Origin of the sequence: Chryseobacterium metallicongregator (assembly GCF_031324065.1) — a bacterium.
In the GTDB taxonomy this organism is placed as follows: domain Bacteria; phylum Bacteroidota; class Bacteroidia; order Flavobacteriales; family Weeksellaceae; genus Chryseobacterium; species Chryseobacterium metallicongregator.
The window spans coordinates 53,746-78,628 of record NZ_JAVIXS010000005.1; the positions used below are offsets into that span (position 1 = coordinate 53,746).

Below are 24,883 nucleotides of genomic sequence, written 5' to 3' on the forward strand. Positions count from 1 at the left end.
AATATAAAATTATCATCAAATTAAAACATACAGATTCATCTTTCACATTCTTTGATCAGTTTCTTCAAAATTTCTTCTGTAGAAAGTTCGCTGTACTGATGGATAGACTGTCCAACCCAGATTCCTACAAATTCTGGATTTTGCAAAGATTTTGCCGCTTTACGTAAAGCATTGGTCAGCTTGTTCTGATAAGGATAAGGTAAAATATATTCTGAATTTTCTACTGTTTCTATAAAATGGTTTTTCACTCCTCTTGCATACCGCCCGGAGAAACTCTTCGTTAAAACAATTTCCTCTTCTCTTACCTTTTTCAATCTTTCTTTTTCAAAAGGATGCAAAGCACTTTCCTGAGAAGCCAGTAAAAGATTGCCCACCTGAAAACCCTGTGCTCCTAACTCTTTAACAGCCTGCAATGTCTTCGCTCCATAAATCCCTCCTGCATAGATCAAAGGAACTTTTACCTGTTCATAGATCTGTGAGAGCAAAGATAATCCTCCGATCTGCGGAATATTTTCTGCTTCAAAACTTCCTCTGTGCCCTCCAGCCTCTATTCCCTGAACACAAATGATATCAATACCGGAATTTTCAAGTAATAAAGCTTCTCTCACAGAAGTACAAGTTCCGATAAGAGTAACCCCATTTTCTTTTAACTTCTGAATACTCTGATCATCCAGATTTCCGAAAGTAAAGCTTAAAATCTTACAGTCTTCCTGAATGATGGCATCCACCTGATCATGGTAGCCGTTTACCCTGATTTCTTCAAGATCCGGGAGATGTACTTCAATTGCATTTTCCTTTGCCAGCTGCTCAATAAAAAGCTTAGTTTTACCATACTTTTCTTTTAAAGCATCAGTCACTTCCGGAATGTGATGAACAAATATATTGGCAGCAAAAGGTTTATCCGTCAATTTTTTCGTCTCTCTGATCAATTCCACAGACTGATCCGCAGAAAGATCAGCCAGCGCCAGTGATCCCAGACAATTTGCTTTCGTTGCAGCAACAGCCATCTCTACGGTACTTACTCCAAACATCGGAGCCTGAATAAGAGGATATTGTATCCCTAGTTTTTTACTGATTGTATCCGGCCAAAACATAAGAATTATTTTTTATTAAAATGTACGAAGAATCAGACAATACTTCTTATTCAATGATATGATATTGCTCAGAATAGGGTTTAAAGTTTAAGGTTTAGAGTTGTTGATAAACATCTACTGTATATGGAACAAAGCAGGATTTATTTTGCCTTCCTGAGTTCTTTATAGTGTAATTTTGATTCCGGATCAAGCTTTTCTGTTGCATAAGAAAATGTAACAGCAGGCATTGTTTTCACGTAAGTATTGAGAAAATGCTGTAATTTCTTTTTGTCTTTTTTTCCGGCTTCCCGGATCCAGCTTCCTACAGCTTTATTCACAAGTTCGTTTGGATCGTAAACAAGGATTTCCGCAATAGCAAAGGTGTCTGCTACATCATTTTTCCGGATAAATGCATGAGTGCTGACAATAGCTGTTCTTCTTTCCCATGGACTGTCGGAATAAGCAAGCTTATGCAGAATATCCCTGGATTTATCAATGAGATATTCTCCAATAACATGACAGGCTGCTCTGTCTACAAAATCCCAGTTATTCAAACGGTCATGACGGTTGAGATACAAATCAAAAAGGGCTTTCTTCAGGTCTTCAGACGATTTTTTACTTCTTGCCTGAAAATCCATGATACTTACAGCTCCCATTCTTACTTCATAAAAGTCACTGTCAAGGAGCTTATTGATTTCATCCAGAGGCATCATCGAAAATGCCTTCGCCGTAGTAAAAACATCTCCGAATTTCACCCCGAAACTCTTGGTAACTCCATCATTTCCTTTGAAAAACTTCTCAGCTTTATTGAGTTCTTTTTCATTCTTAAATAATGAGAGTGTTTCTATGAATTCTTTTGCAGTCATGGGTTATTATTGATTTAAAAAGCCCACAGATCTCGCAAATTATACGGATTAAAACCTGTGTAATTTGTGAGATCCGTGGGTATATTCTTACTCTTTATTTCTATTAAATATCCGCTACGGAATTTAGCATTTTTTGCTCCCATTCCGGATCTTTAGGATCAAAGAATAATCTTTTTCCGGTATCTAAAGAACGTACAACATTCATTTCATCTTCTGTCAGTTCAAAATCAAATACATTAAAGTTTTCTTCGATTCTTGAAGGGGTCACAGATTTCGGAATTACAACAAAACCTTCCTGTAAGTGCCATCTCAGAATGATCTGAGCTACAGTTTTGCCATATTTTTCAGCAATCGCTTTCAGATCAGGATTGCTTAAAAGGTTGGCATTACCATTTCCTAGCGGGCTCCAAGGTTGTGTTACGATATTATTTTCCCTGTCGTATACCTGTAATTCTTTCTGCTGGAATACAGGATGCAGCTCAATCTGATTAATCACTGGTAAAACCGTAGAATTCGCTTTCAGTTCTTCCAGTTTCTCCACGGTAAAATTGCACACTCCAATCGCTTTGATTTTTCCTTCATGATATAATTCTTCCAAAGCTTTCCATGTACCCAGAAAATCTCCATATGGCCAGTGGATTAGATACATATCAAGATAATCCATCTGTAATCTGTCTAATGTTCTCTGAAAAGCACTTTTTGCTTTTTCATATCCATGATCCTGAACCCATACTTTGGATGTGATAAACAGTTCATCTCTTTTTACACCACTATTTTTCACAGCAGTACCTACTGCAGTTTCATTCTGATAAATAGCAGCGGTGTCAATCATTCTATATCCTGTCTGAATAGCTTTGATTACCGCATTTTCACATTCTTTCAGATCTTCCATCTGCCATACTCCAAATCCTAAAGCCGGAATATCCACTCCGTTATTTAATGTTACCACAGGTTGTCCTGTATAGGTTTTCTTTTGCATAAATCTTTATTTTAATGATTAATATAAAGTGATAAACAAATTTGCAATAAAAAATTGAAAATCCTGCCTACCAATTTTACTGTTTCTGTTAAAAAATTGTTATTTAATGGAGGTTTGTTTAAACTACCCAGTCTTTTGCTTTGCAAAAATCCACCCCTTCAGAGAAGGGGAATAAGTGGTCGATAAAACCGATCATTCTAACTTCTAACTTCCAGCACCCATCTTGCATCCTCCAGCCCAAAATTTACCCTTCTTCTGGCTTCTCACCTTCATTTTCCCTATTTTTGTTCAAAATTAAAAAATCATGTCACAAAATATCAGATTGGCTACAGCAGAGGATTATCCGAGAATTATGGAAATATGGGAATCAGCAGTAAAAGCAACTCATGATTTTCTTGCCGAAGAGGATTTCAATTATTTCAAAGAAGCTATTCCAAGAGATTATCTTCCTAATCTGGAAGTCTATTTAATTACTGAAAATAACGAATCTAAAGGTTTTGCATCCGTAGCAGAAGGCAACCTGGAAATGCTTTTCATTCATAATGACACGCGTGGAAAAGGCTACGGAAAAACACTTTATCAGTTTATGAAAGAGAAAACCGGATTGACCAAAGTGGATGTGAATGAACAAAACCCTCAAGCCATCGGATTTTATGAAAAAATGGGTTTCAAAAAGACCGGAAGATCCGAGAAAGACGGTTCAGGAAAAGACTATCCACTTATCCATATGAGCCTGTAATGGAAAATTTCACCTTCAACAAGCTAAATTCTGATTCAGAAATTCCTTATCATCTACTGCTTCTGGCTGATGAAACACGAGAAGCTATCAATCAATATATTTTTAATTCTGAGATCTATCTTTTACATGACGGTATTGAAAACATTGCTGTAATGGCGTTGTACAAGAAGACCCATACTGAACTGGAAATTAAAAACATTGCTGTTATTGAAAGCTACAGAAATAAAGGTATTGGAACTATCCTGATAGATAAGGCAAAAGAAATTGCTAAAGAAAATCATTATAAAACACTAATTGTTGGAACATCGGATACCGGTTTCCAACAGATCATATTTTATGAGAAAAACGGTTTCATTAAAAGTGGAATCCTGAAAGATTTTTTTATTGAAAACTATCCCGCTCCTATTTATGAAAACGGTTTACAGATGAGAGATATGGTTTTATTAAGCCATCACCTTGCGGAATAATCCTTTAATATGCTCTATTTCGGTTTGATAATTGGTTTTCTTACGACAACCGAAATACAGGGTATTTTCAAACTTTTTCTTTCCTTCCCAAATCAACTGGATATCACCGCTTTCAATATCATTTCTGCATAGAAAATCAGGAACAACGGCTAATCCTGTTCCTCCTTTGAGACAACGGATGATAGAGTTCATGTTAGGAACGATATAATTAGGACGGAAATTCGGTTTATGACCAAAATTTAATATCCAGTACTGGAAAAGGTGTTCCATATCACCGGTTGTTCCATACCATTTTTCATTCTTCAACCACTCTTCAATCTGCTCTGCATCTTTTGTTTTTAAAACCTTATTGAAAGCTGCTTTATCCACATCCTTCCCTCCTACCAGAATAATTTGTTCCGAAGAGAATGCTTCATGTTCGATATTGGATGAAGAGCCTTTTTTGGGAGTGATGATAAGATCTAGAATTCCCTTATCCAGTTGATCCAGCATTTCAGGATATTCTCCGAAACTGATAATCAGATTAAAAGGCAATGAAGAAACATATTGCTCCAAAGTGGTCTGAAAAGTCTCAAAACACATCCCGACACTGATAGTAGGAGTATGCTTCTCTGTAGATTTTTGAAAGTTTTTCTCTACATCTTCCAGTTTAGTAATAGGTTCAGCAACTGCATTAAATAATACTTTCCCACGTTCTGTCGGAATCATTTTTCGACCTGTTCTGTCGAATAGTTTGTATCCTACATAAGCTTCCAATGAGCTTAAGTGAAGGCTCACTCCTGGTTGTGATATAAACAGAGCATCGGCAGCACCTGTCAATGTCCCGGTTTTATAGATCGCTTTAAAAGTACGATACCATTCTAAATTAACCATGACTTAATTATTAATATTATAATGCAAAATTACAAAATAATTATAATATTAATACATTTTCATTCTTCAGAAACAAGGCATAATAATCCGGAATCCCGCTTTCCCGTATCTGACGGACTGTTTCATCAATCGGATAAGATAACTGTACAATTTCAGGAGTAATTTTTTCTTCATCTAAAGTAAGGATCAGATAAGAAGCCAGTCTGTTTTCTTCTTTGGAACGACCTACAGAACCACAATTGACAGCCCATGCTTTATTCTCAAACTGCTTTTTAAAGGATAAATGGGTGTGTCCCATCACCACAACATCAGCTCCGGAATCTTTTAGCATATTCTCAAAAACCTCATCATTTTCTGATTCATAGAGATACGTATCATTACTTTCAAGACTGGAATGTACCAACTGAATATTCCAGTGCTTCTTCCCTGTTTTATAATTTAATTTTAAATGAAAAGGTAGTTCTGATAAAAAATTTTTATTCTCCTCTGTAATATGTTTTTTAGAATGATCGATCGCAATAAATCTGGCACTCGTTTCTTCTTCGGAATGCTTAGACAAAGGAACTACAGGAATATCAAAGGCAATTCTTTCATCATGATTTCCCATTAAACAAGGAATGTTCAGACTTCTTATTTTTTCTATCACTTCATTGCCCCAGGGTGCAAAATCTACCAGATCTCCCAAACAGAACCTCTGCCTGATTCCTCTTTTCTCAATATCTTCCAACACGACTTCCAGGGCAGGAAGATTTCCATGCACATCACTAAAAACAGCTATCTGTATCATTGTCCTTCAATTTGTTAGACAAATTTACATGACGGAAAGGAATTTCAGCTCGGATATACTATGACATTTTACCATGAAAAGGGAAATTGTCAATAGTCAATTTTTGCTACGCAAAGTCAATCGTGAATGATTAACTCACGGTTAGCAATGTCTGCATACATAAACGAATCGGTTGAAATCAACCTCGAATCACGCAACCCGAATCAAAAAAACAAACTATCACAAAAATAATAACATACTATAATTTATATTATTTTTATTATACAAACATCCATTCTAACTTTGCAGAGTAAAATTCAAACAATCATAAAAAAATGAAAAAAGTACTAATCATCAACGGAGGACAGAATTTCGGACATTCCGGAGGAAAATATAATCAGACTATTGCAGACAATACATTAGCCGTTCTTAAAGAATTTGATAATGTAGAAGTAAAGATAACCAATGTAAGTGAAACCTATGACAAGAATGAAGAAGTGGAGAAATTTGTATGGGCAGACTACATTGTTTACCACACTCCTATCTGGTGGTTCCAATTACCCAACGGATTGAAAAAATATATTGACGAAGTGTTCACAGCCGGACATGCCAAAGGAATTTATATGAGCGACGGAAGAAAAGCTGAGAATCCCGAAATCAACTACGGAACTGGAGGAATGCTTGGAGGAAGAAAATATATGCTGACTACAAGTTGGAACGCTCCTGCAACAGCTTTTACTCTTCCCGGAGAGTTTTTCAGTGAAAAAAGTGTGGATGAAGGCCCGTTATTTGGATTCCACAGAATGAATGCCTTTGTTTCGTTAGAAAAAATGGAAAGCTTCCACTTTCATGATGTGGAAAAGAATGCCAATGTAGAACGTGATATGACATTGTACAGAGCGCATGTAAGAAATGTATTTGAAAAAGAATTAAAACCGGAACTGGTATCATGAAAAAAGTACTGATCACAGGTATTACCGGCTATATTGGCGGAACTATCGCAAAAAAACTACTAAACAAGAATTATGAAGTGACTGGGCTGGTTCGTAATGAAACCCATATACAGGAACTGGAATCATTAGGAATCAAAACCATAGTGGGAAGTATTCATGATGAAGATCTTATCAGAACAGCAGTTTCCGAGGTAGATGCGGTTATTCATAATGCTGATTCTGCAGATGATTCCTATGCAGCAGATAACTTTATCAGAGCATTGGAAGAAAGTCACAAAACGTTTATTTTCACTTCAGGCTCTGCCATTTTTGGAGGAAAAGAGAATGGTCAAAAAAGCGACTTTATCTTCAGGGAAGATTTCCCTTTGCAACCAAGACTGGAAATGGCATCAAGAGTTCTTATCAACAATTATGTACTGCAATCTGCAAACAAAGGCATAAAAAGTATTGTTATTGTTCCTACAATGGTTTACGGAGAAGGTTTAGGAATAAAAAAAGACAGCATCCAGATTCCTGCTCTTATCAATTTTTCTAAGGAAAAAGGACATGGAGTCTATTTTGGTGAAGGGGAAAATATCTGGTCTAACTTACATATTGAAGACCTTGCAGATTTATATGTACTCGCATTGGAAAAAGCAAAAGGAGGTTCCATTTATTATGCAGAAAATGGTTCATCTTCTTTAAAAAACATTGCAGAAAACATCAGTAAAAAATACAGCCTACAACCTGCAAAATCATTAAGTATACAGGAAGCTGTTAATAAATTTGGTCCGGCGGGAGGCTATTTCGGTTTTGCATCCAACAGCAGATGCAGCTCAGATAAAGCTAAAGTAGAACTGGACTGGAAACCTATCTATAACTCAATTGAAAATTTTATTTAATTATGAAAATTCATCTTACAGCCATTATAAAAGCCAAAGAAGAACATCAGGCAGAAGTACTGGAAGTTCTTCAGAATATGGTAAAAGAAACAAGAAAAGAAGAAGCTTGTGAGCTTTATAGCCTGCATCAGGGCATTGAAGACAAAAATGAATTTGTTTTCTACGAAATCTGGAAAAGTAAAGAAGGATTGGATCAGCACAACCAGCAGCCTTACATTCAAGCCTTCGGAGCTTTGGTGGATGAAAAGCTTCAGGAAAAACCACAAATTTATATCACTAATCTTCTTTAATAATGAAAAAATTAGCGTTTTTAATGCTTGCGGTCTTTACCATAGGATTCGTACAGGCACAAACCAAAAAATCAAAGAATATGAAAAAGAAAATTTTATTCGTTGTTACCAGCCATGATAAAAAAGGCAGTACCGGTGAAGATACAGGATATTATCTGGGTGAAGTTTCTCATCCGTGGGAAGTTCTTCACAAAGCAGGATATGAAATTGACTTTGTAAGTCCGAAAGGCGGAACTCCTCCGGTAGATGGTTTTGATTTGAAAGATCCTGTCAACAAGGAATTCTGGGAAAACAAAGAATACAAAAACAAGATTGATCATTCTATGAAGCCATCACAGGTGAATCCCAAAGCATACTCAACCATTTTTTATGCAGGAGGACACGGAGCGATGTGGGATTTTGCAGACAATAAGGAACTGGCAGATATTGCTTCTAAAATTTATGAAAACGGAGGAATTGTAGCCGGAGTATGTCATGGCCCAGCAGGTCTTGTGAATATCAAGCTGAATAATGGGAAATATCTTGTGGACGGAAAGAAAATCAATGCTTTTACCAATGAAGAAGAATCTGAAGTAAAATTAACCAGCGTAGTTCCTTTCTTACTGGAAGATAAACTGAAAGAAAGAGGCGCAAAATTTGAAAAATCCGGGCTTTGGCAAAATCATGTGGTAACCGATCAGAGAGTGATCACAGGACAGAATCCACAATCTGCAAAAAGCGTTGGAGAGGCTATCGTAAAAGAACTAAAGAAATAACAGACAATTTTTAACCACAAAAGCCATAAAAGTTTCAGACACTTAAGTTCTTAGAAGTGTCACTATTGAAACGGCGAGAATTCCCCTCCTCCGGAGGGGTGGCAAAAATTCAAAGAATTTTTGACGGGGTGGTTTAACACAATAACAATTTTAAAACAAACAAAATGGAATATAGAAAATTAGGAAACACTGATTTAAAATTATCAACAATTACACACGGAGCTTTTGCCATTGGCGGAAACATGTGGGGCGGTAATGAAAAACAGGATTCTATCAATTCTATTCACGCCTCATTAGATCATGGGGTAACTTCTATTGACACGGCACCATTCTATGGTTTTGGGCTGAGTGAAGAAATGATCGGTGAAGCAATCAAAGGAAAAGACCGTTCAAAAATCCAGCTTTTAACAAAATTCGGATTGGTATGGGACGGAAGTAATAATGGTAAAGGAGAATTTTTCTTTGACGCAGAAGACGAAGGAAAAACTATTCCCGTGTACAAATTGGCTTCTAAAGAAAACATCATCAAAGAAGTTGAAGAAAGTTTAAAAAGATTAGGTACAGATTATATTGATCTTCTACAACTTCACTGGCCGGATAGCACAACACCAATTTCCGAAACTATGGAAGCTATGGAATTACTGATACAGCAGGGAAAAATCCGTACAGCAGGAGTAAGCAACTACGGCGTTGCTCAAATGAAAGAAGCTAACAAAACTTTACAACTTGCCAGCAATCAGGTTTCTTACAGCATGCTGAACCGTGCCATTGAAAACGATCTTGTCCCTTATTCTTTGGAAAACAATGCAGGAATTATCGTATACAGCCCGATGGAAAGAGGTCTTTTAACCGGTAAATATTTCAAAGAAACCCAATTGAAAGATAACGACCACAGAAACGGATATTTCTCTCAGTTTGATCTGAATAAAGTAAAAACTTTCTTAGAAAAAATTGAACCTATTGCTCAGAAAAAAGGAGCAAGCCTTTCTCAGCTGGTATTAAGATGGACTACGTTGCAGCCAGCCATTACAGTCGTATTGGCAGGAGCAAGAAATGCACAGCAAGCCATCGAAAATGCAAAAGCAATGTCTATTGACCTTTCACAGGAAGAATTAAGCTTTATCAATTCTGCTTTGAGCGAAATTTAATGTAAATGCTGGAAGCTGGAGGATGGAAGATAGAAGCTATGCTATTTCTATTGTACTATTCTGACCATAACAAAGAGATTCCTCCTTCGTCGGAATGACAATTGAAGTTGAATTGTACACTAATCCATTTGTTATCAGACTTCAATAACCTCCCTCCCCTAGCTTCCTGCTTCCCTTCTTTAACCCCAAACCTCATAAAAATGAAAAATAATCTGATCAAAATGTTCGGGTTAGCTACACTATTGACTTTCAACAGCATTAGTTTAAAATCTCAGACACTCGTCAATCCGGAAGACAAATCATGGTATCCTTCCGCTTACGGTGTGACAGATGAGATTGGAGCAGCCAATCTGTTAACACCGGAAGTCGTAAAACAAGCACTAGGATTAGTAAAACAAGGTAAAACATTAGCCCTTGCCGTTCCTATTGATAAAAACCTTCCCGCTTTCAGACACAGAAGCTTTAATTTATACAATATTCAGCCCGGAGAACAGGCCGGAAAAAGCATAGGCCCTAATAAATTCACCTTCAATGATGAATTAGTAAACGGATGGACCGGAGTAGGAACACAACTGAATGGTATTGGACACATTGGTATTGACAATACTTACTACAACGGAAATAAAGCAACAGATTTTGTAACCGTAGAGGGCGTAAAAAAACTGGGTGTGGAAAAAGTGCCTCCTTTCGTTACCCGCGGTGTAGTTCTTGACATGACGGCTCATTATGGAAAATCTATTGTGCCGGGAGGAACAGAATTTACCGTAGAAGATATCCAATCCGTTTTAAAGAAACAGAAACTTACCCTACGAAAAGGTGATATTGTCCTTTTCAATACCGGATGGCTTGAATTGATTGGTAAAAACAACCAGCAATTCCTTGAAACAGAACCCGGAATCGGAATGGATGCTGCAAAATGGCTTGCTGACCAGGGAATCGTTGCTTTTGGTGGTGATACTTGGGCTTCCGAAGTGTATCCAAACCCAAAAAGTAAAGAAGAATTCCCTATCAATCAGTTTATGCTGGCTAAAAAAGGAATTTATAATCTGGAACTCATAGACACCCGTCCATTGGTAAAGCAAAAAATCTGGGAATTTTTATTTGTGCTGGGACAGCCTTTATATGTAGGTTCTACTCAGGTGAATGTAAATCCTGTGGCGATTTATTAATCTAGATATTGAAAATATAATCTGAGAAACGGAGAGACAACGTAATTCAGTTTAAAAAATAAAATGAACCAAAGAATTTATTTTTAGAATTAATACCAAACCGTGTTACACTGTCACTTTGCATCTTGCATCAAAACGGCCTTTCAAAAATTTGAAAGGCCGTTTTTTTTTAAAATAAAGTAAACATCCGTAGATGATGCAGTCTTCATCAACTTCCATCCTCCATCACCCATCTTCCCGACTTCTCTATTTTGCAATCGGAAGATGAGTACTTACTGCAATTCTGTTCCAGGCATTGATTGTTACAATAGCCATAATGATCTGAGCAATCTGGTTATCATCAAAGAAAGACTTCGCTTTTTGATACGTTTCTTCGGTTAATCCTTTATCGCTGATCAGCGTAATTTCTTCGGTCATTGCCAATAGCACCTGTTCTTCTTCAGTGAAAAATTCTTTGGCTTCCGTCCATCCGTTCAGAATAAAAATTCTTTGAGGATTTTCTCCGTATTTGATGGCATCTTTGGTATGCATATCAAGGCAGAAAGCACATTTATTGATCTGTGAAGCTCTGATCTTAATCAGTTCCTTCTGAATGTGTGTTAAAGAAATAGTTTGTAAATAACCTTCCAATCCAAGCATGGCTTTATAAGCTGCGGAATCTACTGTTGCAATATTTAATCTTGCGCTCATAATATGTATTATTTTTTGGTTAATTGATCTATACTTAAAGAATAATGTTGTTGTACTGCCAGTAAAAGCGCAGCAGCACATCCCACCCATACAGAATAGTTGAGTGGAGCCTTTGGCCCTGATGCAATGGTCATGGATATGGCAAAAATTAACAGCAGGATACTGCTTCCGTAGGCTGCCATTTTTGTTTTAAATCCAAAAATCAGCATCAAAGGAAAAAGAATTTCTAAAAAGGTTGCGGCATACGCTGAAACCGTACTCAAAGCTTCCGGAAGGAAATAGGTCAGCTGTCTTGTATATTCTTTAAAACTCTCCATGTTTCCCCATGACGAATTTTCTTTGCTCCACCATCCGAATCGGTCTGCCACTGCAGAAAGCATCGTAACAGCGAGAGCCAGTCTTAAAAAAAGTTGCGGAAATTGATTTTTGTGATCTGTCATTGCATTAGCTTTTAATTACATGACAAATTTCCGGCTTCTGATCCGTAAAAAACTTAAACTGGTTTAAGATCGTAATTTTGCTCTGATTTCACTCAGATATTCCGGAGTCAGATTCAAAAAGGAAGCAATTAAATATTGTGGAATTCTCTGGATAAACCACGGATATAATGTACTGAAATGCATATAAAGTTCTTCTCTGGACATTTCATACAAATAACGGATTCTGCGTTCTGAAGCTGCATAGGCTCTTTGATAGATCATCCGGAAATACCTTTCCATGACAGGATGTTTTTTTAATAATTCTTCCTGACGTTCAAAATCAATCACCAGAATAGAAGAATGTTCTACTGCCTGGATTGAAAAATCCGTTGGGATCTGCCTTTCGTAAGCAAATGTATCCGTCATCCACCAGTTCTCAATGGCAAATTCCGTAGTTTGCTCAACCCCTTTTTCATTGATGAAAAATTTTCTCAGACATCCTTTCACCACAAAATACATCGTCCGGCAGATCTCTCCTTCCAGCACCAGATTTTGTTTCTTTTTCACATCCATGACCTCAAAAAAAGATACAATAGAAGTATATTCGTCGTCAGTTATCATAATAAATTTGTTTAAATGTGATTTGAATGAGTCCATTGTAAGAATTAATACTCAAACTTAACTTTATTTTTTTAGTTTTACAATGAGAAAATATTTATTATGGAAATCGTTGCTAAAATTCTGATCGCCGTCGTTGCACTGGAACACCTTTATATTCTTTGGATGGAAATGTTCGCATGGGAAACCAAAGGAAAAGAAGTTTTTAAAGCAGCTCTGCCTGCAGAAATGTTTAAGCCAACAAAAGGACTTGCTGCCAATCAGGGACTTTACAATGGATTTCTGGCTGCCGGACTGATCTGGTCTTTTTTGATTAAAGATCCGCAATGGCAGACCAATGTAGCGTTATTCTTTTTAGGATGTGTAGCCGTAGCAGGAATCTATGGAGCAATTTCAGCCACTAAAAAAATATTCTTCGTTCAGGCTTTACCCGCTATCCTTGCCATTATTGCCGTTTTATTAAAATAACTGGTATAACGTTAAGATTTTTCTAAAATAATTCCAACCTCAATATTCTCTTAACTTGAATGATAAGAGAAAATTCGTCATGAAATCATCTCTTTAAAATATCATTGATAATCAATAACTTACATATACAAAAATCCATTTAATATATAATTCGTAAATTTGCACCGTCATAAAAAATTGATATACAGTTTTTTGATGCTGGCAAGCATTTTGATGAAATGTAGCCATTCAAGTTGTTCAGTACACATATCTGTAATTACCTCATCAGTAATTTAATTGTAGAATCTATGTAAAAGATCAGTTTCTTTTTACATAATGCACTCTTTTTCTAGAGTATAATCTATTGAAATATTTAAAATAAACATAAGGCCAGCAGGTCTTTATGCTGTTATTTTTTTGTTTAAAGCTTTTATTACTAAAGGCTTAGCAAATTATTTTATCCTATCGTCATCAGCAGAACAACGAATGCTAAATGTATATAATGAATTGGTGTACAATTTTTTATATCAAATTATTAATTGAAAAATTCTGAATATGGAAAAAAATGAAAACACTCGAAAAGTAAAACTTAAAGTGGAAGACCTGACGATCATCTTTGGTAAAAACAAAGAAAAAGCACAGGAGCTTCTGGATAAAGGTTTTTCCAAAAAGGAAATTCTTGAAAAAACTGGCTGTACCATAGGAATCAACAAAGCCAGTTTTGAAATTCATGAAGGAGAATTCTTTGTGATCATGGGACTTTCAGGAAGCGGAAAATCGACTTTACTGCGTTGCCTTAACAGACTGAATGAACCTACTTCAGGAAAAGTATTCATCAATGACGATGATATTACCGGAAAAAACAACAAAGAACTGTTGGAAGTAAGAAGAACAGAAATGAGTATGGTATTCCAGAAATTCGGACTGCTTCCCCATCATACCATTTTAGATAATGCAGGTTTTGGACTGGAAATCAGAGGAGAAGACAAAGCTTCACGCGATAAAAAAGCACAGAAAGCTCTGGACATCGTAGGATTAACCGGCTTTGAAAACCAATATCCTTCCCAACTTTCAGGAGGAATGCAGCAAAGAGTAGGATTAGCAAGAGCGTTGGCAAATGATCCTGAAGTTTTGCTTATGGATGAAGCTTTCTCTGCATTGGATCCATTGATCAAATCTGAAATGCAGGATCAGATGCTTGAACTCCAGAATACATTGCAAAAAACCATAGTCTTTATTACCCACGATTTGGATGAAGCCATTAAAATCGGAGACCGTATCGTCATTATGAAAGATGGGGTGATAGAACAAATAGGAACAGCGGAAGATATTTTAACCAATCCTGCCAGCGACTATGTGAAAGCGTTTGTAGAGAAAGTAGACCGTAAGACCATTATCACTGCAAGATCTTTGATGTTCGACAAAGCAACGGTAGTACGTTTCAGAAAAGATGGTCCTGAAGGCGCTTTAAGAAAAATGAGGGCTACAGGTCTGGAAAACTTGCCTGTGGTAGATTTTCAAAATAAATTCCTTGGTTTTGTAACGCTTAAAGATGTTGTGCGCATCGCCAAAAAGAAAGAACCTACGGTAGAATCTATTATCAACAGTAATGTTCCCTCGGTTTATCCGGAAGTGACTGTAGAAGAAATGCTACCATTGATCTCTGAAAATAAATCGTCCATTGCTGTTATTGATGAAGACAATAAATTTTTAGGTCTAGTAACCCAGTTATCGCTTGTCATAGAAGCTACCAAGTTTAACGAAGAAGAGATTATAGAATTAAAAGAAATCGCAAACAATCAATAAGATGAATAAAACTATAGATATAGGCCAATATGTAGAAACTGCAATCAATTGGCTCACAGAAAACGGAAAGCCTGTATTTGATGTCATAAAACATCTGGGAAATTCCTCCATTATGGGAATTGAATGGATTTTAACAAACACCCCTTTTTATGTAATCATTCTCTTTTTTACACTCCTGGCATTATGGAAAGCCGGAAAAGGTATCGCTGTGGTAACTGCTGCCGGATTAAGTTTAATATTTTTAATGGGATTATGGAAAGAAACCATGGAAACCCTAGCACTTATTTTTGTATCTACCATTACCGCTCTTATTCTTTCTATTCCACTTGGGATTTTAGCAGCTAAAAGCAAAATAGCCGACAAAATCATTCGTCCTTTACTGGATTTAATGCAGACCATGCCCGCATTTGTCTACCTGATTCCGGCTGTACTGTTTTTCAGTATCGGTAAAGTACCGGGTGCTTTTGCAACCATCATTTTCGCCATGCCGCCAGCAGTTCGATTAACGACATTAGGAATTGAAGCCGTTCCAAAAGATATTGTGGAAGCTGCCAGAGCTTTCGGTGCCACCAATCGTCAGATCCTGTTCAAAGTAGAACTTCCTTTAGCAATGAAAACGATTTTAACGGGAATTAATCAAACCATACTGCTATCATTATCCATGGTTGTTATTGCAGGAATGATTGCTGCAGGTGGCTTAGGAGAGAAAGTACTGGAAGGAATTAATAATCTGGATATCGGATTAGGATTTGAAAGTGGTTTATCCGTGGTGATATTGGCCATTATCCTCGACCGTATTACCCAGGGATTTGTAAAGAAAAAGCAATAAGATGAAACAACTTAAATATCTGTTTTTACCCGTTTTAATGTTCATATTTACCGCATTAAGTTCGTGTGAAAACATAAAAAACTCAAAGTATATCACCATAGGAATGGTAGATGGCTGGGCAGAAGATGTAGCGATGACACACGTTGCTAAAGCTATTCTGGATAAGCAAGGTTATCATGTTATTATTCAAAAAGCTTCTACAGATATGATTCTGGCTTCGATGAATAATGAAGATACAGACCTTTTCATGGGAGTCTGGTTACCTTACACCCACGCAAAAAAGCTGGCTAAATTTCCGGGACTGACTCATCTTGGAACCAATTATGATAACGGTCGTATAGGATTGGTTGTGCCGGAATACATTCCTGTTAATTCCATTGAAGAGCTCAATGAGCATAAAGAGCAGTTCAGTCACAGAATTATTGGAATTGAAAAAGGAGCCGGATTAACTACCGGAACAGATAAAGCAATTGTTGATTATAAACTAGATTTTCAGCAGATCAACTCCTCTACCATTGCCATGATCACCGAGTTACAGAATGCCATACAGCGTAAAGAATGGATTGTGGTAACCGGATGGCAGCCCCATTGGATGTTCGGTAAAATGAAGCTAAAGTTTCTTGATGATCCCAAAAAGATTTACGGCGAAGCAGAACAGATTAAAACCTATTCCAGAAAAAGTTTTGTGAAGGATCATCCGGAGCTGGCTAAATTCTTTTCCAAAGTTCATTTTGATGATGAAAATATGTCTGATCTTTTAATGAAAATGGAACAGAGTAAAAATAAAGAAGCTACCGCTAAAGAATGGGTAGAAGATCACGCTGAGCTGATACAGTCGTGGTTAGATCAAAATTAATCAACAATTTGGTATCATTTAAAATCCTCAACTCTAAATGGGTCTGAGGATTTTTTCATCGACATAGATTATTTAATCTTTTCTCTATGAAGCAATATTTATTAGTAATCGCAAAGGCGCAAAGAAATTTAATAACATACTGCTTTAAGGCGCGAGAAAATCAAAGATTTTCAGCAAGTTTATTTTATCCAAAATTCAACAGAATTAAATTTTATCAAAGATAAAATCCTTGCGCCTTAAGACATATTTAAAGGAAAATTCTTGCGTCTTTGCGTTTGCCAATATCTCATAACTATCCCATTGATTCTTTAATTTTCTCCCGATGGATTATTCCCCAATTGACTAATGTTTCTGTTACAGGAAATACAGATTTTCCATATTCCGTCACTGCATACGTTACCGTAATCGGTTTTGTATCCTGAATGGTCCTTGTGATCAGCAGATTGGTTTCCAGTTCTTTTAATTCTTTGCTCAGCATTTTAGCTGAAATTCCTTCAATACTGCGTTCCAGCTTTTTAAAATGAATCATCTGATCCGGTCTGTTCGTCAGATATCGTAAAATCATCAGTTTCCATTTTCCTCCCAAAACGTCCAGACTGTCCCGCATCGCGAACAATTCTTCTGTGCAGCTGGCTTCTCTTTCGATGCCGTTTTCAATGATTTTTGCCATAATAGTTTCATGAAGGTAACTAGTTACCATTGGTTAACTAGTAGCAAATATAAACTATTCCCTCTTTACATTTGTGTATCAAATTAAATGTATGAAAGCAATTATTTTAAATAAAAACGGAAAGCTGGAAGACGGACTGGCAGAGCAGCCTCAACCCAAAAACAATGAAGTTTTAATCCAGATTAAGGCAAGCGGCTTCAATCCTATTGATTATCAAATGTTGGAAAATGAATTGGAACGCAAGCTGATCAGTTCACCCATATTAGGAAGAGAATTATCAGGAATTGTAGTGGATAAAGGTTCCGAAGTTACAGAATTCAATATTGGTGATGAAGTATATAGTGGAAGCGGCTCTATGGGAAGCAACGGTACTTACGCTGAATATATTGCAGTTCCTGAAGCTATTGTTTCCTTTAAACCAAAAAATATTTCGTTTGAACAGGCGGCAGCCACTCCTTCTGCAGGGCTTACTTCTTTACAGATCTTTAATCGTTTAAATTTAAACATGGAAAACACTGTTTTGGTAACAGGAGCAGCCGGAGGCGTAGGTTCATTTTTAATCAAACTTTTATTAGCACATAATATCCGACAGATCACAGCCACAGTGGGAAGTGAAGAAAACAGACAGATTCTTCTCAAATTGGGTTTAAAAGATCATCAAATCATTCATTACAGAGATGAAAATCTTATTAAAAACATTTTAAAAGCCAATGCTGATCAACCTTTTGAATATGGAATTGATCTCGTAGGAAATTATATGTCTGAAGTGACTGCAGAAGTTTTAAAAATTAACGGAATGTATGTGGATGTAACCGCTTTGGTTACAAAAGATGCTCACGAAATCCTCTTCAATAAAGGGACATTGATTATGAATATCTCCAATTATACGTATGGAATGGTAAAAAAATATGAGTATTATAAAAACAGTTTGCTTACCATCAAGGCACTCATTGAAAACGAAACGATCCTCCCTCCACAATATAAAACCGTTGGAAATCTTTCTTTGGATACTGTTCTGAAGGCACATTCTATTCTAAAAAATAATCAAACCCAAGGTCATAAACTGATCATGAAACATTAATCTATGAACAAAATACCAAGACGAATCGTAACAGGAACGAAAGACGGAAAATCTGTCATTATAGAAGACAAGCAGATAGAAAATGCTGTAGAACACTTTCCGGGACTTATCATTTCCGATGTTTGGAATACTCAGACCACGCCGGCCAGTCTGGATTTTGAAACCAGAATTCCCAATACCGGATTTCCACAAACTCCTAAAAATGGAACTTATTTTCGATATGTTGTTGTCCCTCCGGATAAAGGTTTAGGTGTAGAATGGAAAAAGAATGAATCTCACCCGATGATGCATCAGACACCAACACTGGATTATATCATTATTCTTTCCGGTGAGCTTTTCCTCATCATGGAAGAAGGCGAAACTCTTCTGAAACCGGGAGATATCGTCATTCAAAGAGGAACGAATCATGCGTGGAGCAACCGTACTGATGAACCTTGTATTCAGCTGGCTGTTTTGATTGATGCTGAGGGGGGAGAATTAAAAGATTTAATTATTTAAAAATTTAAAGATTTAAAGATTGGGATCGTTCTCACAAATTTTAAAACTTCAACAAGCTAAAAATCTGTGGCATCTGTGTAATCTGTGGGAAATAAAAATAAGATTTTGCAAGGTTAGAAAAACGTAAAGGCGCAATAAAAATAAATAATGTGTTGTTTTTTAAAGCGTAGAAAATCAAAGATTTTCAGCAAGGAATTATTTATAAAGTATTAGGAATATACAATTTTATTACAGATAAAATCCTTGCGACTTAAAACAGAAGAAAGAAAAAAATTGCGCCTTTGCGTTTTTCCAACAAAACTCAGAAACATAAAAAAACGCACTCAGATTTTCCACAAGCATCTGTGTAATTCATGTAATCTGTGGGAAATAATATATAAACAACATTCAATTACAAAGCAGAAATCTCCAACAGTTTCTGCTTCATTTTCTCAGGTGTCATCTGCCCTTCCTGATAATACACCAGATTCTGATGCTTATCCAGAAATACCCACAAAGGATAAACAGGCTGATTTTTATTCTTAGACAAAGCCAACGCCAATTCATGAATTCCGGAATTTCCATTCTGCAGATATTCAAACTCCTGATTCTGGAAATGGATTTTTTCCTTCGTCTTTTCTGCCTCGAAATTGACAAAATAAAAATGATCATTGATCATATCAACCAACTCTTTATCTTTACTCATACGGAAAGACTCAATCTTACAGACTGCACACCAGTCCGTATAAAGGTGAATAACAACCGGCTTAGGATTTTCTTTCTGCTGAACTTCAAGATCAGAAAAAGTGCCTGTCTTCATCTGAGACAGATAAAAACAGGGCACTAACATTAAAAATAAAGCTATTTTTTTCATTTTAAAGTATATTTTACTCCCAGGAAACCTCTGATCCCCTGCATCGGTGCATAGCCGTACGCTGTATCAAAAGTATAATGATTAGGATTATTGATAGGATCATCAACATGCTTATCAAACGGGTCAAATGGTCTCATCAAAGGATCTTTAGGTCTGAAATTGAATAAGTTTTTCATCCCGCAATACACTTCAAATCCGGATTTGAAACTCTTGGACACCTGAATATTGGCCAAAGAATAAAATGGTGAATATTCAGGGCGGAAATCGTTCACAAGAACAGGAAGCCTCATTGGTCCGTAGAACTGTCCTGTAAAATCGATGGTCAGGTTATTCGCGAATTTATAAGTCAGGTTATAAGTTCCACTCCATTTGGGCGCATGCAGCTGTTGTGTTTTTTGATTTTCGTTATCAAATTTCTGATAGACATCCAGATAAGTAACTCCCAGATTAACACTTAAAGGAAACTGAAAACTGAAATCCACATTCAGGGAAGCACCTCTTGAAATTCCGTATCCGTGAAGATTGTCATAAATAATTTTATTAGGATCGGAATCAAAATCTCCTACAATTTTATTACTGAAGTAAGTATAAAATGCAGACGCATCAAGATTCACCATCCGGTTACCGACAGGGATTTTCCAGATATAATTCAGGTTCCCGTTGATAGATCTTTCCGGTTTCAGGTCAGATTTTACCACAACTTCTCTTGAACCTGTCAAAGCTGCGTGATCTTCCGTAAATAAATTAACTACTCTGAAACCTGTTCCAAAATTAAAACGTAAAGTATGATACGGATTAGGATTAAATTTCCATGCAAACCTCGGTGAATGGACGGAATGATGTACTTTATCATAATCATATCGGTAGCCAAGCAACAACGTATTTTTATCGTTGATTTCCCATTGGTCCTGAATAAAAGCTCCCCAGATAGGTGATTTCATCGGTGCATTCGTGATGCCGTCTGAGGCTAATGTTCCCGGAGTGTTATCATCATAAAAAGTTCTTTTGAAGGTAAGTCCGGCCGTGATATCATGTTTCCCAAAACTTCTGTCCCAATACGTTTGCACGAAAGCCACTTTTTGTGTCGCATTGAACGGATTGGATCCATAAAATGAATTCTGGTCGTGATAATTATAAGAAAACTGAGTCACGATATGCTCTTTCATCGGCCATTCGTACAATCCGAAAACCTCTGCTCTGTTGGTATAAATACTTTCTCCGTATACTTCATCGCTTCCACGGAAAGATTTATTCCACTGCATTTCTCCCCCAAAACGGTCTTCATACAGATACCTCAAAGCAAAACTTGCCTGTCTGTTTTCTTTTCTCTTAAAATTCCACTTGTTAAATACGGAAATTCTGCTTTGTAAAGTGGTATCCGTGAAATTATCTTTATTCTGATCTATTCTTTCCTGAAAACTGAAATAATTTAAACTTAATAATGAAGCAGCATTCTTCCCAACGTTGAATTTGGTGGAAAGATCCAGATTATTTTCAAACCAGCTCGATGTCATCAGATCAACACTTAATTTAGGAGCAGTCAGTGCATTTTTGGTAATAATATTAATTACGCCTCCCATTGCTTCAGAACCATAGATTGAAGAAGCTGGCCCTTTTACAACCTCTATTCTATCTACAAGACTATTCGGAATTCCACTCAGTCCATAGACAGTAGAAAGTGAACTTACAATGGGCATTCCGTCAATCAAAATCATCGTATATGGTCCTTCCAGTCCATTAATATGAATATCTCCAGTATTACATACGGAACAGTTCAGCTGAGGTTTTACTCCATTTACCATCGCAATGGCTTCAAAAATACTGGGAGTAGGATTTTTCTGAAAAAATTTCTGACTGTAGATCTCTACTGCAACAGGACTTTTTGACCTACTCATCGGTTTTATGGTACCGGTAACCACTACATCCTCAATGTTACTTGTCTTGATTTCCCTCTTCGCAACTCTCGCAGAATCCAGATTTTTAGTCTGTTGTAAGCTCAAACTATCGGTCTCCTGCGCAAAACAATAGGTTGATAAAAAAGTAATAGAAAATAATATTCGCTTCATGAAATTAAAATTGTTAGACAAATCTAACAATTATTTTTCAAATACAAAACTTAATCCAAAAAATATAGGTTGAGCCAATTCATGAAAAATGATTAAATTTGAGAAACTACATATGAAAGTAAAATGAGATATCATCAACTGGGAAATATCCCACCAAAAAGGCATACGATCTTTAAGTCTCCGGAAGATAAATTTTACTATGAGCAGCTTTTCGGTACAGAAGGCTTCCATGGTATTTCTTCTTTGTTATATCATATCCACCGCCCTACACAGATTAAATCTATCGGTGAGCCGAAAGATGTCACTCCAAAAATAGCTGTGGAAAAAAATGTGGCTCCGAGAATGTTTAAGGGAATGAACGTCACTCCTGAAGATGATTTTATGGACAGCCGAAAAATCCTTTTGATGAATAACGACCTGAAAATGGGATTGGCAAAGCCAAGAAAATCGATGGATTATTTCTACAAAAATGCAGAATGTGATGAGCTTTTGTATGTTCATAACGGAACCGGAATTTTGAAAACATTTGTAGGTGATCTTGAATTCGTAACCGGAGATTATCTGATTATTCCGAGAGGAACGATTTATCAGGTGGAACTGAAGTCTGATGATACAGTATTTTTTGTGTTGGAAAGCCACTCTCCTATTTATACTCCAAAAAGATACAGAAACGAATTCGGACAGCTTTTGGAACATTCTCCATTCTGCGAAAGAGATATGATTGCTCCTACTTATAAGGAACCTATCGATGAAAAAGGAGAATTCTTAATTAAAGTAAAAAAAGAAAACCAGATTACCGACTTCATCTACGCTACACACCCGTTTGATGTGGTAGGTTGGGACGGCTATTTTTATCCTTACAAATTCAATATCAAAAACTTCGAACCGATTACGGGAAGAATTCACCAACCGCCACCGGTTCACCAGAATTTTGAAGGACACAATTTCGTAGTGTGCTCATTCTGTGCAAGAATGTATGATTATCATCCACAGGCTATTCCGGCGCCTTATAACCACTCTAATATTGACTCTGATGAGGTATTGTTCTACACAGAAGGTGATTTCATGAGCCGTAACCATATTGATTTAATGGACTTTACCCTGCACCCTGGCGGAATTGTACACGGACCTCATCCGGGAGCGATGGAAAGAAGTATCGGTAAAAAATTCACGGAAGAATATGCGGTAATGGTAGACCCTTTCCGCCCGTTAAAAATTACAGAAGAAGCTTTAAAAGTAGAAGATCCTTCTTATAAAACTTCATGGTTAGAATAAAACAGTAAAAATTATCAAAAAGTATTACTGAATACATACAAAAGACGCTTTAAATCCTTTATTTAAAGCGTCTTTTTTCGTAAATTTGTGAGGTATGGTTAACATATTTACCATCATTATTTTTCATATCGCATCCTAAGTAATGGTGGTTTAAAACAAAATCAATATTACATGTTAGAAAGAATCAGATTAGAAAGTTTACACCAAAAGGTAACCACAGCCGAAAACGCTGTAAAAATCATTAAAGACGGTATGACCATCGGGTCCAGCGGCTTTACAAAAGCAGGTGATAGCAAAGCCATTTTACCGGCATTGGCTGAAAGAGGAAAAACAGAAGACCTGAAAGTCACTTTGATGACCGGAGCTTCACTGGGGCACGGTACCGATGGAAAACTGGCAGAAGCCAACGTTCTAAAGAAAAGAATGCCATTTCAGGTAGATCCTATCTTAAGAAACAAAATTAATAATGGTGAAATTCTCTTCATCGACCAACATTTGAGTGAAAGTGCCGAGCTTCTTCACACCAAAAATCTTCAGAGCATTGATGTAGCCATTATCGAAGCTGCTTATATTGAAAGAGACGGAAGTATTGTTCCCACAACATCTGTAGGGAATTCAGTGACTTTTGCGGCTTTGGCTAAAAAGGTTATTATTGAAATCAATACGGAAGTTCCTGAAGAAGTCTACGGAATTCATGATATCTACCAGGCGGAAGATTATCCTTACAGAAATGTTATTCCAATTGTTGCGCCATGGAACAAAATCGGGAGAAAAAGTATTCCTGTAGATCCTGAAAAAATTGAGGCCATTGTATTTACCAACCGTAAAGACAGCCCGGCAGATATTGCAGAACCGGATGAAAAAACAACAGCTATTGCCAAACACCTTCTTGCCTTCTTTGAGAATGAAGTTCTTTTAGGACGTCTTACAGACCGTTTACTTCCTCTTCAGGCAGGTATTGGTAAGGTAGCCAATGCTGTTCTGACAGGATTCAAAGACAGTAATTTCTATGATTTGACCATGTTTTCCGAAGTGCTACAGGACAGTACATTTGATCTGATCGATTCCGGTAAGCTAAGCTTTGCTTCAGCATCATCTATTACCGTTTCCCAGGAATGCTACGAAAGAGTGTTAGGAAACCTATCGAAATATAAAGACAAATTTGTTTTAAGACCTCAGAATATTTCCAATACACCGGGATTGATCAGAAGATTGGGTGTGATAGCCATCAATACCGCAATTGAATTCGATATCTATGGAAACGTAAACTCTACTCATATCGGAGGAACAAAAATCATGAACGGAATCGGTGGTTCCGGAGACTTTGCAAGAAACGCTTATTTAAGTATTTTTGTGACTCAGGCAGCTTCAAAAGGCAACAATATTTCCCATGTTCTTCCCATGGTTTCTCATACTGACCATACAGAACATGATGTAGATATTCTGGTAACAGATGTTGGATTGGCTGACTTAAGAGGATTGGCACCAAGAGAAAGAGCCCAGAAAATTATCGACAATTGTGTTCACCCGGATTATAAGGAAGAACTACAATCTTACTTCGACAGGGCCTGTGAAAGAGGTGGCCATACCCCTCATTTATTGGAAGAATCTTTCAGCTGGCATTTACGATTTGCAGAAACCGGAACTATGAAGCAGAAAACAGCTGTAGAAATAGCTAATTAAGATTTTTATCAAAACAACAAATAAGACGAAAGGACTAAATGCATTGGCATTTAGTCCTTTATCTTTTAAATCACAACTGGCTTATTCATATGATAAAAGTCTGTTCAATATCCTCAAAATATTTGTATGAATA

27 protein-coding genes are annotated in these 24,883 nt (G+C 36.7%); 16 read left to right on the forward strand and 11 right to left on the reverse strand.

What is annotated here, in order from left to right; all coding sequences use genetic code 11:
- Window positions 1–35: 35 nt before the first annotated feature.
- The 3 genes from REB14_RS08010 to REB14_RS08020 all read right to left on the reverse strand — a co-directional run bounded on the left by REB14_RS08010 (window position 36) and on the right by REB14_RS08020 (window position 2,918).
- A complete protein-coding gene (locus REB14_RS08010) occupies window positions 36–1,094 on the reverse strand; it encodes an NAD(P)H-dependent flavin oxidoreductase (protein ID WP_079240667.1) in 1,059 nt (352 codons plus the stop codon).
- Window positions 1,095–1,234: 140 nt separating this feature from the next.
- Window positions 1,235–1,939, reverse strand: coding sequence for a DNA alkylation repair protein (locus REB14_RS08015; protein WP_079240666.1), 705 nt, complete (start codon window positions 1,937–1,939; stop codon window positions 1,235–1,237).
- A 103-nt stretch (window positions 1,940–2,042) separates the two neighbouring features.
- Window positions 2,043–2,918, reverse strand: a complete 876-nt coding sequence (locus tag REB14_RS08020; protein ID WP_079240665.1) for an aldo/keto reductase — start codon at window positions 2,916–2,918, stop codon at window positions 2,043–2,045.
- 304 nt (window positions 2,919–3,222) lie between these two features.
- Between REB14_RS08020 and REB14_RS08025 the strand changes: the two genes are divergently transcribed.
- Both REB14_RS08025 and REB14_RS08030 read left to right on the forward strand, forming a co-directional pair.
- Window positions 3,223–3,657, forward strand: coding sequence for a GNAT family N-acetyltransferase (locus REB14_RS08025; protein ID WP_079240664.1), 435 nt, complete (start codon window positions 3,223–3,225; stop codon window positions 3,655–3,657).
- Window positions 3,657–4,124, forward strand: a complete 468-nt coding sequence (locus tag REB14_RS08030; RefSeq protein ID WP_079240663.1) for a GNAT family N-acetyltransferase — start codon at window positions 3,657–3,659, stop codon at window positions 4,122–4,124. The genes REB14_RS08025 and REB14_RS08030 overlap by 1 nt, the downstream gene beginning before the upstream one ends.
- On the opposite strand, the gene REB14_RS08035 is transcribed toward REB14_RS08030, so the two are convergent.
- Both REB14_RS08035 and REB14_RS08040 read right to left on the reverse strand, forming a co-directional pair.
- Entirely contained in the window at window positions 4,101–4,997 is an 897-nt protein-coding gene (locus tag REB14_RS08035; RefSeq protein WP_079240662.1) for a LysR family transcriptional regulator, read from the reverse strand. The two genes, REB14_RS08030 and REB14_RS08035, sit on opposite strands and share 24 nt — an antisense overlap.
- A gap of 40 nt (window positions 4,998–5,037) precedes the next feature.
- Window positions 5,038–5,784 (reverse strand): metallophosphoesterase family protein, encoded by a 747-nt coding sequence (locus REB14_RS08040; protein WP_079240661.1) that lies wholly within the window; start codon window positions 5,782–5,784, stop codon window positions 5,038–5,040.
- 314 nt (window positions 5,785–6,098) lie between these two features.
- Here REB14_RS08040 and REB14_RS08045 point away from each other — a divergent pair, with 314 nt between their 5' ends.
- The 6 genes from REB14_RS08045 to REB14_RS08070 all read left to right on the forward strand — a co-directional run bounded on the left by REB14_RS08045 (window position 6,099) and on the right by REB14_RS08070 (window position 10,959).
- Complete coding sequence (locus tag REB14_RS08045; protein WP_079240660.1) at window positions 6,099–6,716, forward strand: NAD(P)H-dependent oxidoreductase; 618 nt, start codon at window positions 6,099–6,101, stop codon at window positions 6,714–6,716.
- Window positions 6,713–7,597, forward strand: a complete 885-nt coding sequence (locus REB14_RS08050; protein WP_079240659.1) for an NAD-dependent epimerase/dehydratase family protein — start codon at window positions 6,713–6,715, stop codon at window positions 7,595–7,597. The genes REB14_RS08045 and REB14_RS08050 overlap by 4 nt, the downstream gene beginning before the upstream one ends.
- 2 nt (window positions 7,598–7,599) lie before the next feature.
- Window positions 7,600–7,887, forward strand: a complete 288-nt coding sequence (locus tag REB14_RS08055) for a putative quinol monooxygenase (protein ID WP_079240658.1) — start codon at window positions 7,600–7,602, stop codon at window positions 7,885–7,887.
- Between the two features lie 2 nt (window positions 7,888–7,889).
- Entirely contained in the window at window positions 7,890–8,642 is a 753-nt protein-coding gene (locus REB14_RS08060; RefSeq protein ID WP_202971508.1) for a type 1 glutamine amidotransferase domain-containing protein, read from the forward strand.
- A gap of 164 nt (window positions 8,643–8,806) precedes the next feature.
- Window positions 8,807–9,790 (forward strand): aldo/keto reductase, encoded by a 984-nt coding sequence (locus REB14_RS08065; RefSeq protein WP_309521923.1) that lies wholly within the window; start codon window positions 8,807–8,809, stop codon window positions 9,788–9,790.
- A gap of 200 nt (window positions 9,791–9,990) precedes the next feature.
- Entirely contained in the window at window positions 9,991–10,959 is a 969-nt protein-coding gene (locus REB14_RS08070) for a cyclase family protein (protein WP_309521924.1), read from the forward strand.
- Between the two features lie 246 nt (window positions 10,960–11,205).
- Here REB14_RS08070 and REB14_RS08075 read toward each other — a convergent pair whose 3' ends face one another.
- The 3 genes from REB14_RS08075 to REB14_RS08085 all read right to left on the reverse strand — a co-directional run bounded on the left by REB14_RS08075 (window position 11,206) and on the right by REB14_RS08085 (window position 12,725).
- Entirely contained in the window at window positions 11,206–11,649 is a 444-nt protein-coding gene (locus REB14_RS08075; RefSeq protein WP_079240655.1) for a carboxymuconolactone decarboxylase family protein, read from the reverse strand.
- Window positions 11,650–11,657: 8 nt separating this feature from the next.
- Window positions 11,658–12,089: a DoxX family protein gene (locus tag REB14_RS08080; RefSeq protein WP_167595382.1), complete on the reverse strand. Its 432-nt coding sequence runs from the start codon at window positions 12,087–12,089 to the stop codon at window positions 11,658–11,660.
- A 63-nt stretch (window positions 12,090–12,152) separates the two neighbouring features.
- Complete coding sequence (locus REB14_RS08085) at window positions 12,153–12,725, reverse strand: Crp/Fnr family transcriptional regulator (RefSeq protein ID WP_482155927.1); 573 nt, start codon at window positions 12,723–12,725, stop codon at window positions 12,153–12,155.
- Between the two features lie 63 nt (window positions 12,726–12,788).
- On the opposite strand from REB14_RS08085, the gene REB14_RS08090 reads away from it, so the two are divergent.
- From REB14_RS08090 to REB14_RS08105, 4 genes are all read left to right on the forward strand, one after another.
- The gene (locus tag REB14_RS08090; protein WP_047429381.1) at window positions 12,789–13,154 is read left to right on the forward strand and encodes a DUF1304 domain-containing protein; all 366 of its coding nucleotides are present in this window, start codon (window positions 12,789–12,791) and stop codon (window positions 13,152–13,154) included.
- A 534-nt stretch (window positions 13,155–13,688) separates the two neighbouring features.
- Window positions 13,689–14,939, forward strand: a complete 1,251-nt coding sequence (locus REB14_RS08095) for a quaternary amine ABC transporter ATP-binding protein (RefSeq protein WP_309521926.1) — start codon at window positions 13,689–13,691, stop codon at window positions 14,937–14,939.
- A gap of 1 nt (window position 14,940) precedes the next feature.
- On the forward strand, window positions 14,941–15,768 hold the full coding sequence (locus REB14_RS08100; protein WP_079240652.1) for an ABC transporter permease: 828 nt from the start codon (window positions 14,941–14,943) through the stop codon (window positions 15,766–15,768).
- Window position 15,769: 1 nt separating this feature from the next.
- Complete coding sequence (locus REB14_RS08105; RefSeq protein ID WP_309521927.1) at window positions 15,770–16,624, forward strand: glycine betaine ABC transporter substrate-binding protein; 855 nt, start codon at window positions 15,770–15,772, stop codon at window positions 16,622–16,624.
- A gap of 292 nt (window positions 16,625–16,916) precedes the next feature.
- Here the strand turns inward: REB14_RS08105 and REB14_RS08110 are convergent, their stop codons facing one another.
- On the reverse strand, window positions 16,917–17,294 hold the full coding sequence (locus REB14_RS08110) for a winged helix-turn-helix transcriptional regulator (protein WP_034697438.1): 378 nt from the start codon (window positions 17,292–17,294) through the stop codon (window positions 16,917–16,919).
- A gap of 91 nt (window positions 17,295–17,385) precedes the next feature.
- Between REB14_RS08110 and REB14_RS08115 the strand changes: the two genes are divergently transcribed.
- Window positions 17,386–18,375: a quinone oxidoreductase family protein gene (locus REB14_RS08115; RefSeq protein ID WP_309521928.1), complete on the forward strand. Its 990-nt coding sequence runs from the start codon at window positions 17,386–17,388 to the stop codon at window positions 18,373–18,375.
- Between the two features lie 3 nt (window positions 18,376–18,378).
- Entirely contained in the window at window positions 18,379–18,873 is a 495-nt protein-coding gene (locus REB14_RS08120) for a cupin domain-containing protein (protein WP_309521929.1), read from the forward strand.
- 391 nt (window positions 18,874–19,264) lie between these two features.
- On the opposite strand, the gene REB14_RS08125 is transcribed toward REB14_RS08120, so the two are convergent.
- Both REB14_RS08125 and REB14_RS08130 read right to left on the reverse strand, forming a co-directional pair.
- Window positions 19,265–19,726 (reverse strand): thioredoxin family protein, encoded by a 462-nt coding sequence (locus REB14_RS08125; protein ID WP_309521930.1) that lies wholly within the window; start codon window positions 19,724–19,726, stop codon window positions 19,265–19,267.
- The gene (locus REB14_RS08130; RefSeq protein ID WP_309521931.1) at window positions 19,723–21,792 is read right to left on the reverse strand and encodes a TonB-dependent receptor plug domain-containing protein; all 2,070 of its coding nucleotides are present in this window, start codon (window positions 21,790–21,792) and stop codon (window positions 19,723–19,725) included. The genes REB14_RS08125 and REB14_RS08130 overlap by 4 nt, the downstream gene beginning before the upstream one ends.
- Window positions 21,793–21,915: 123 nt before the next feature.
- Between REB14_RS08130 and REB14_RS08135 the strand changes: the two genes are divergently transcribed.
- Together REB14_RS08135 and REB14_RS08140 are read left to right on the forward strand one after the other, a co-directional pair.
- On the forward strand, window positions 21,916–23,067 hold the full coding sequence (locus REB14_RS08135; RefSeq protein WP_209785777.1) for a homogentisate 1,2-dioxygenase: 1,152 nt from the start codon (window positions 21,916–21,918) through the stop codon (window positions 23,065–23,067).
- Window positions 23,068–23,238: 171 nt separating this feature from the next.
- Window positions 23,239–24,750 carry a succinate CoA transferase gene (locus tag REB14_RS08140; RefSeq protein ID WP_079240645.1) on the forward strand — a complete coding sequence of 504 codons (1,512 nt, stop codon included), beginning with the start codon at window positions 23,239–23,241 and terminating at the stop codon, window positions 24,748–24,750.
- Window positions 24,751–24,883: the final 133 nt, after the last annotated feature.

What these genes read in the sequence shown, in the direction of transcription:
- REB14_RS08075 (WP_079240655.1), bottom strand. Translation starts at nt 11,649, where the DNA reads ATGAGCGCAAGATTAAATATTGCAACAGTAGATTCCGCAGCTTATAAA.
- REB14_RS08140 (WP_079240645.1), top strand. Translation starts at nt 23,239, where the DNA reads ATGTTAGAAAGAATCAGATTAGAAAGTTTACACCAAAAGGTAACCACA.
- REB14_RS08065 (WP_309521923.1), top strand. Translation starts at nt 8,807, where the DNA reads ATGGAATATAGAAAATTAGGAAACACTGATTTAAAATTATCAACAATT.
- REB14_RS08040 (WP_079240661.1), bottom strand. Translation starts at nt 5,784, where the DNA reads ATGATACAGATAGCTGTTTTTAGTGATGTGCATGGAAATCTTCCTGCC.
- REB14_RS08090 (WP_047429381.1), top strand. Translation starts at nt 12,789, where the DNA reads ATGGAAATCGTTGCTAAAATTCTGATCGCCGTCGTTGCACTGGAACAC.
- REB14_RS08045 (WP_079240660.1), top strand. Translation starts at nt 6,099, where the DNA reads ATGAAAAAAGTACTAATCATCAACGGAGGACAGAATTTCGGACATTCC.
- REB14_RS08115 (WP_309521928.1), top strand. Translation starts at nt 17,386, where the DNA reads ATGAAAGCAATTATTTTAAATAAAAACGGAAAGCTGGAAGACGGACTG.
- REB14_RS08020 (WP_079240665.1), bottom strand. Translation starts at nt 2,918, where the DNA reads ATGCAAAAGAAAACCTATACAGGACAACCTGTGGTAACATTAAATAAC.
- REB14_RS08015 (WP_079240666.1), bottom strand. Translation starts at nt 1,939, where the DNA reads ATGACTGCAAAAGAATTCATAGAAACACTCTCATTATTTAAGAATGAA.
- REB14_RS08070 (WP_309521924.1), top strand. Translation starts at nt 9,991, where the DNA reads ATGAAAAATAATCTGATCAAAATGTTCGGGTTAGCTACACTATTGACT.
- REB14_RS08055 (WP_079240658.1), top strand. Translation starts at nt 7,600, where the DNA reads ATGAAAATTCATCTTACAGCCATTATAAAAGCCAAAGAAGAACATCAG.
- REB14_RS08035 (WP_079240662.1), bottom strand. Translation starts at nt 4,997, where the DNA reads ATGGTTAATTTAGAATGGTATCGTACTTTTAAAGCGATCTATAAAACC.
- REB14_RS08120 (WP_309521929.1), top strand. Translation starts at nt 18,379, where the DNA reads ATGAACAAAATACCAAGACGAATCGTAACAGGAACGAAAGACGGAAAA.
- REB14_RS08110 (WP_034697438.1), bottom strand. Translation starts at nt 17,294, where the DNA reads ATGGCAAAAATCATTGAAAACGGCATCGAAAGAGAAGCCAGCTGCACA.
- REB14_RS08125 (WP_309521930.1), bottom strand. Translation starts at nt 19,726, where the DNA reads ATGAAAAAAATAGCTTTATTTTTAATGTTAGTGCCCTGTTTTTATCTG.
- REB14_RS08130 (WP_309521931.1), bottom strand. Translation starts at nt 21,792, where the DNA reads ATGAAGCGAATATTATTTTCTATTACTTTTTTATCAACCTATTGTTTT.
- REB14_RS08060 (WP_202971508.1), top strand. Translation starts at nt 7,890, where the DNA reads ATGAAAAAATTAGCGTTTTTAATGCTTGCGGTCTTTACCATAGGATTC.
- REB14_RS08080 (WP_167595382.1), bottom strand. Translation starts at nt 12,089, where the DNA reads ATGACAGATCACAAAAATCAATTTCCGCAACTTTTTTTAAGACTGGCT.
- REB14_RS08010 (WP_079240667.1), bottom strand. Translation starts at nt 1,094, where the DNA reads ATGTTTTGGCCGGATACAATCAGTAAAAAACTAGGGATACAATATCCT.
- REB14_RS08105 (WP_309521927.1), top strand. Translation starts at nt 15,770, where the DNA reads ATGAAACAACTTAAATATCTGTTTTTACCCGTTTTAATGTTCATATTT.
- REB14_RS08095 (WP_309521926.1), top strand. Translation starts at nt 13,689, where the DNA reads ATGGAAAAAAATGAAAACACTCGAAAAGTAAAACTTAAAGTGGAAGAC.
- REB14_RS08025 (WP_079240664.1), top strand. Translation starts at nt 3,223, where the DNA reads ATGTCACAAAATATCAGATTGGCTACAGCAGAGGATTATCCGAGAATT.
- REB14_RS08100 (WP_079240652.1), top strand. Translation starts at nt 14,941, where the DNA reads ATGAATAAAACTATAGATATAGGCCAATATGTAGAAACTGCAATCAAT.
- REB14_RS08085 (WP_482155927.1), bottom strand. Translation starts at nt 12,725, where the DNA reads ATGGACTCATTCAAATCACATTTAAACAAATTTATTATGATAACTGAC.
- REB14_RS08050 (WP_079240659.1), top strand. Translation starts at nt 6,713, where the DNA reads ATGAAAAAAGTACTGATCACAGGTATTACCGGCTATATTGGCGGAACT.
- REB14_RS08135 (WP_209785777.1), top strand. Translation starts at nt 21,916, where the DNA reads ATGAGATATCATCAACTGGGAAATATCCCACCAAAAAGGCATACGATC.
- REB14_RS08030 (WP_079240663.1), top strand. Translation starts at nt 3,657, where the DNA reads ATGGAAAATTTCACCTTCAACAAGCTAAATTCTGATTCAGAAATTCCT.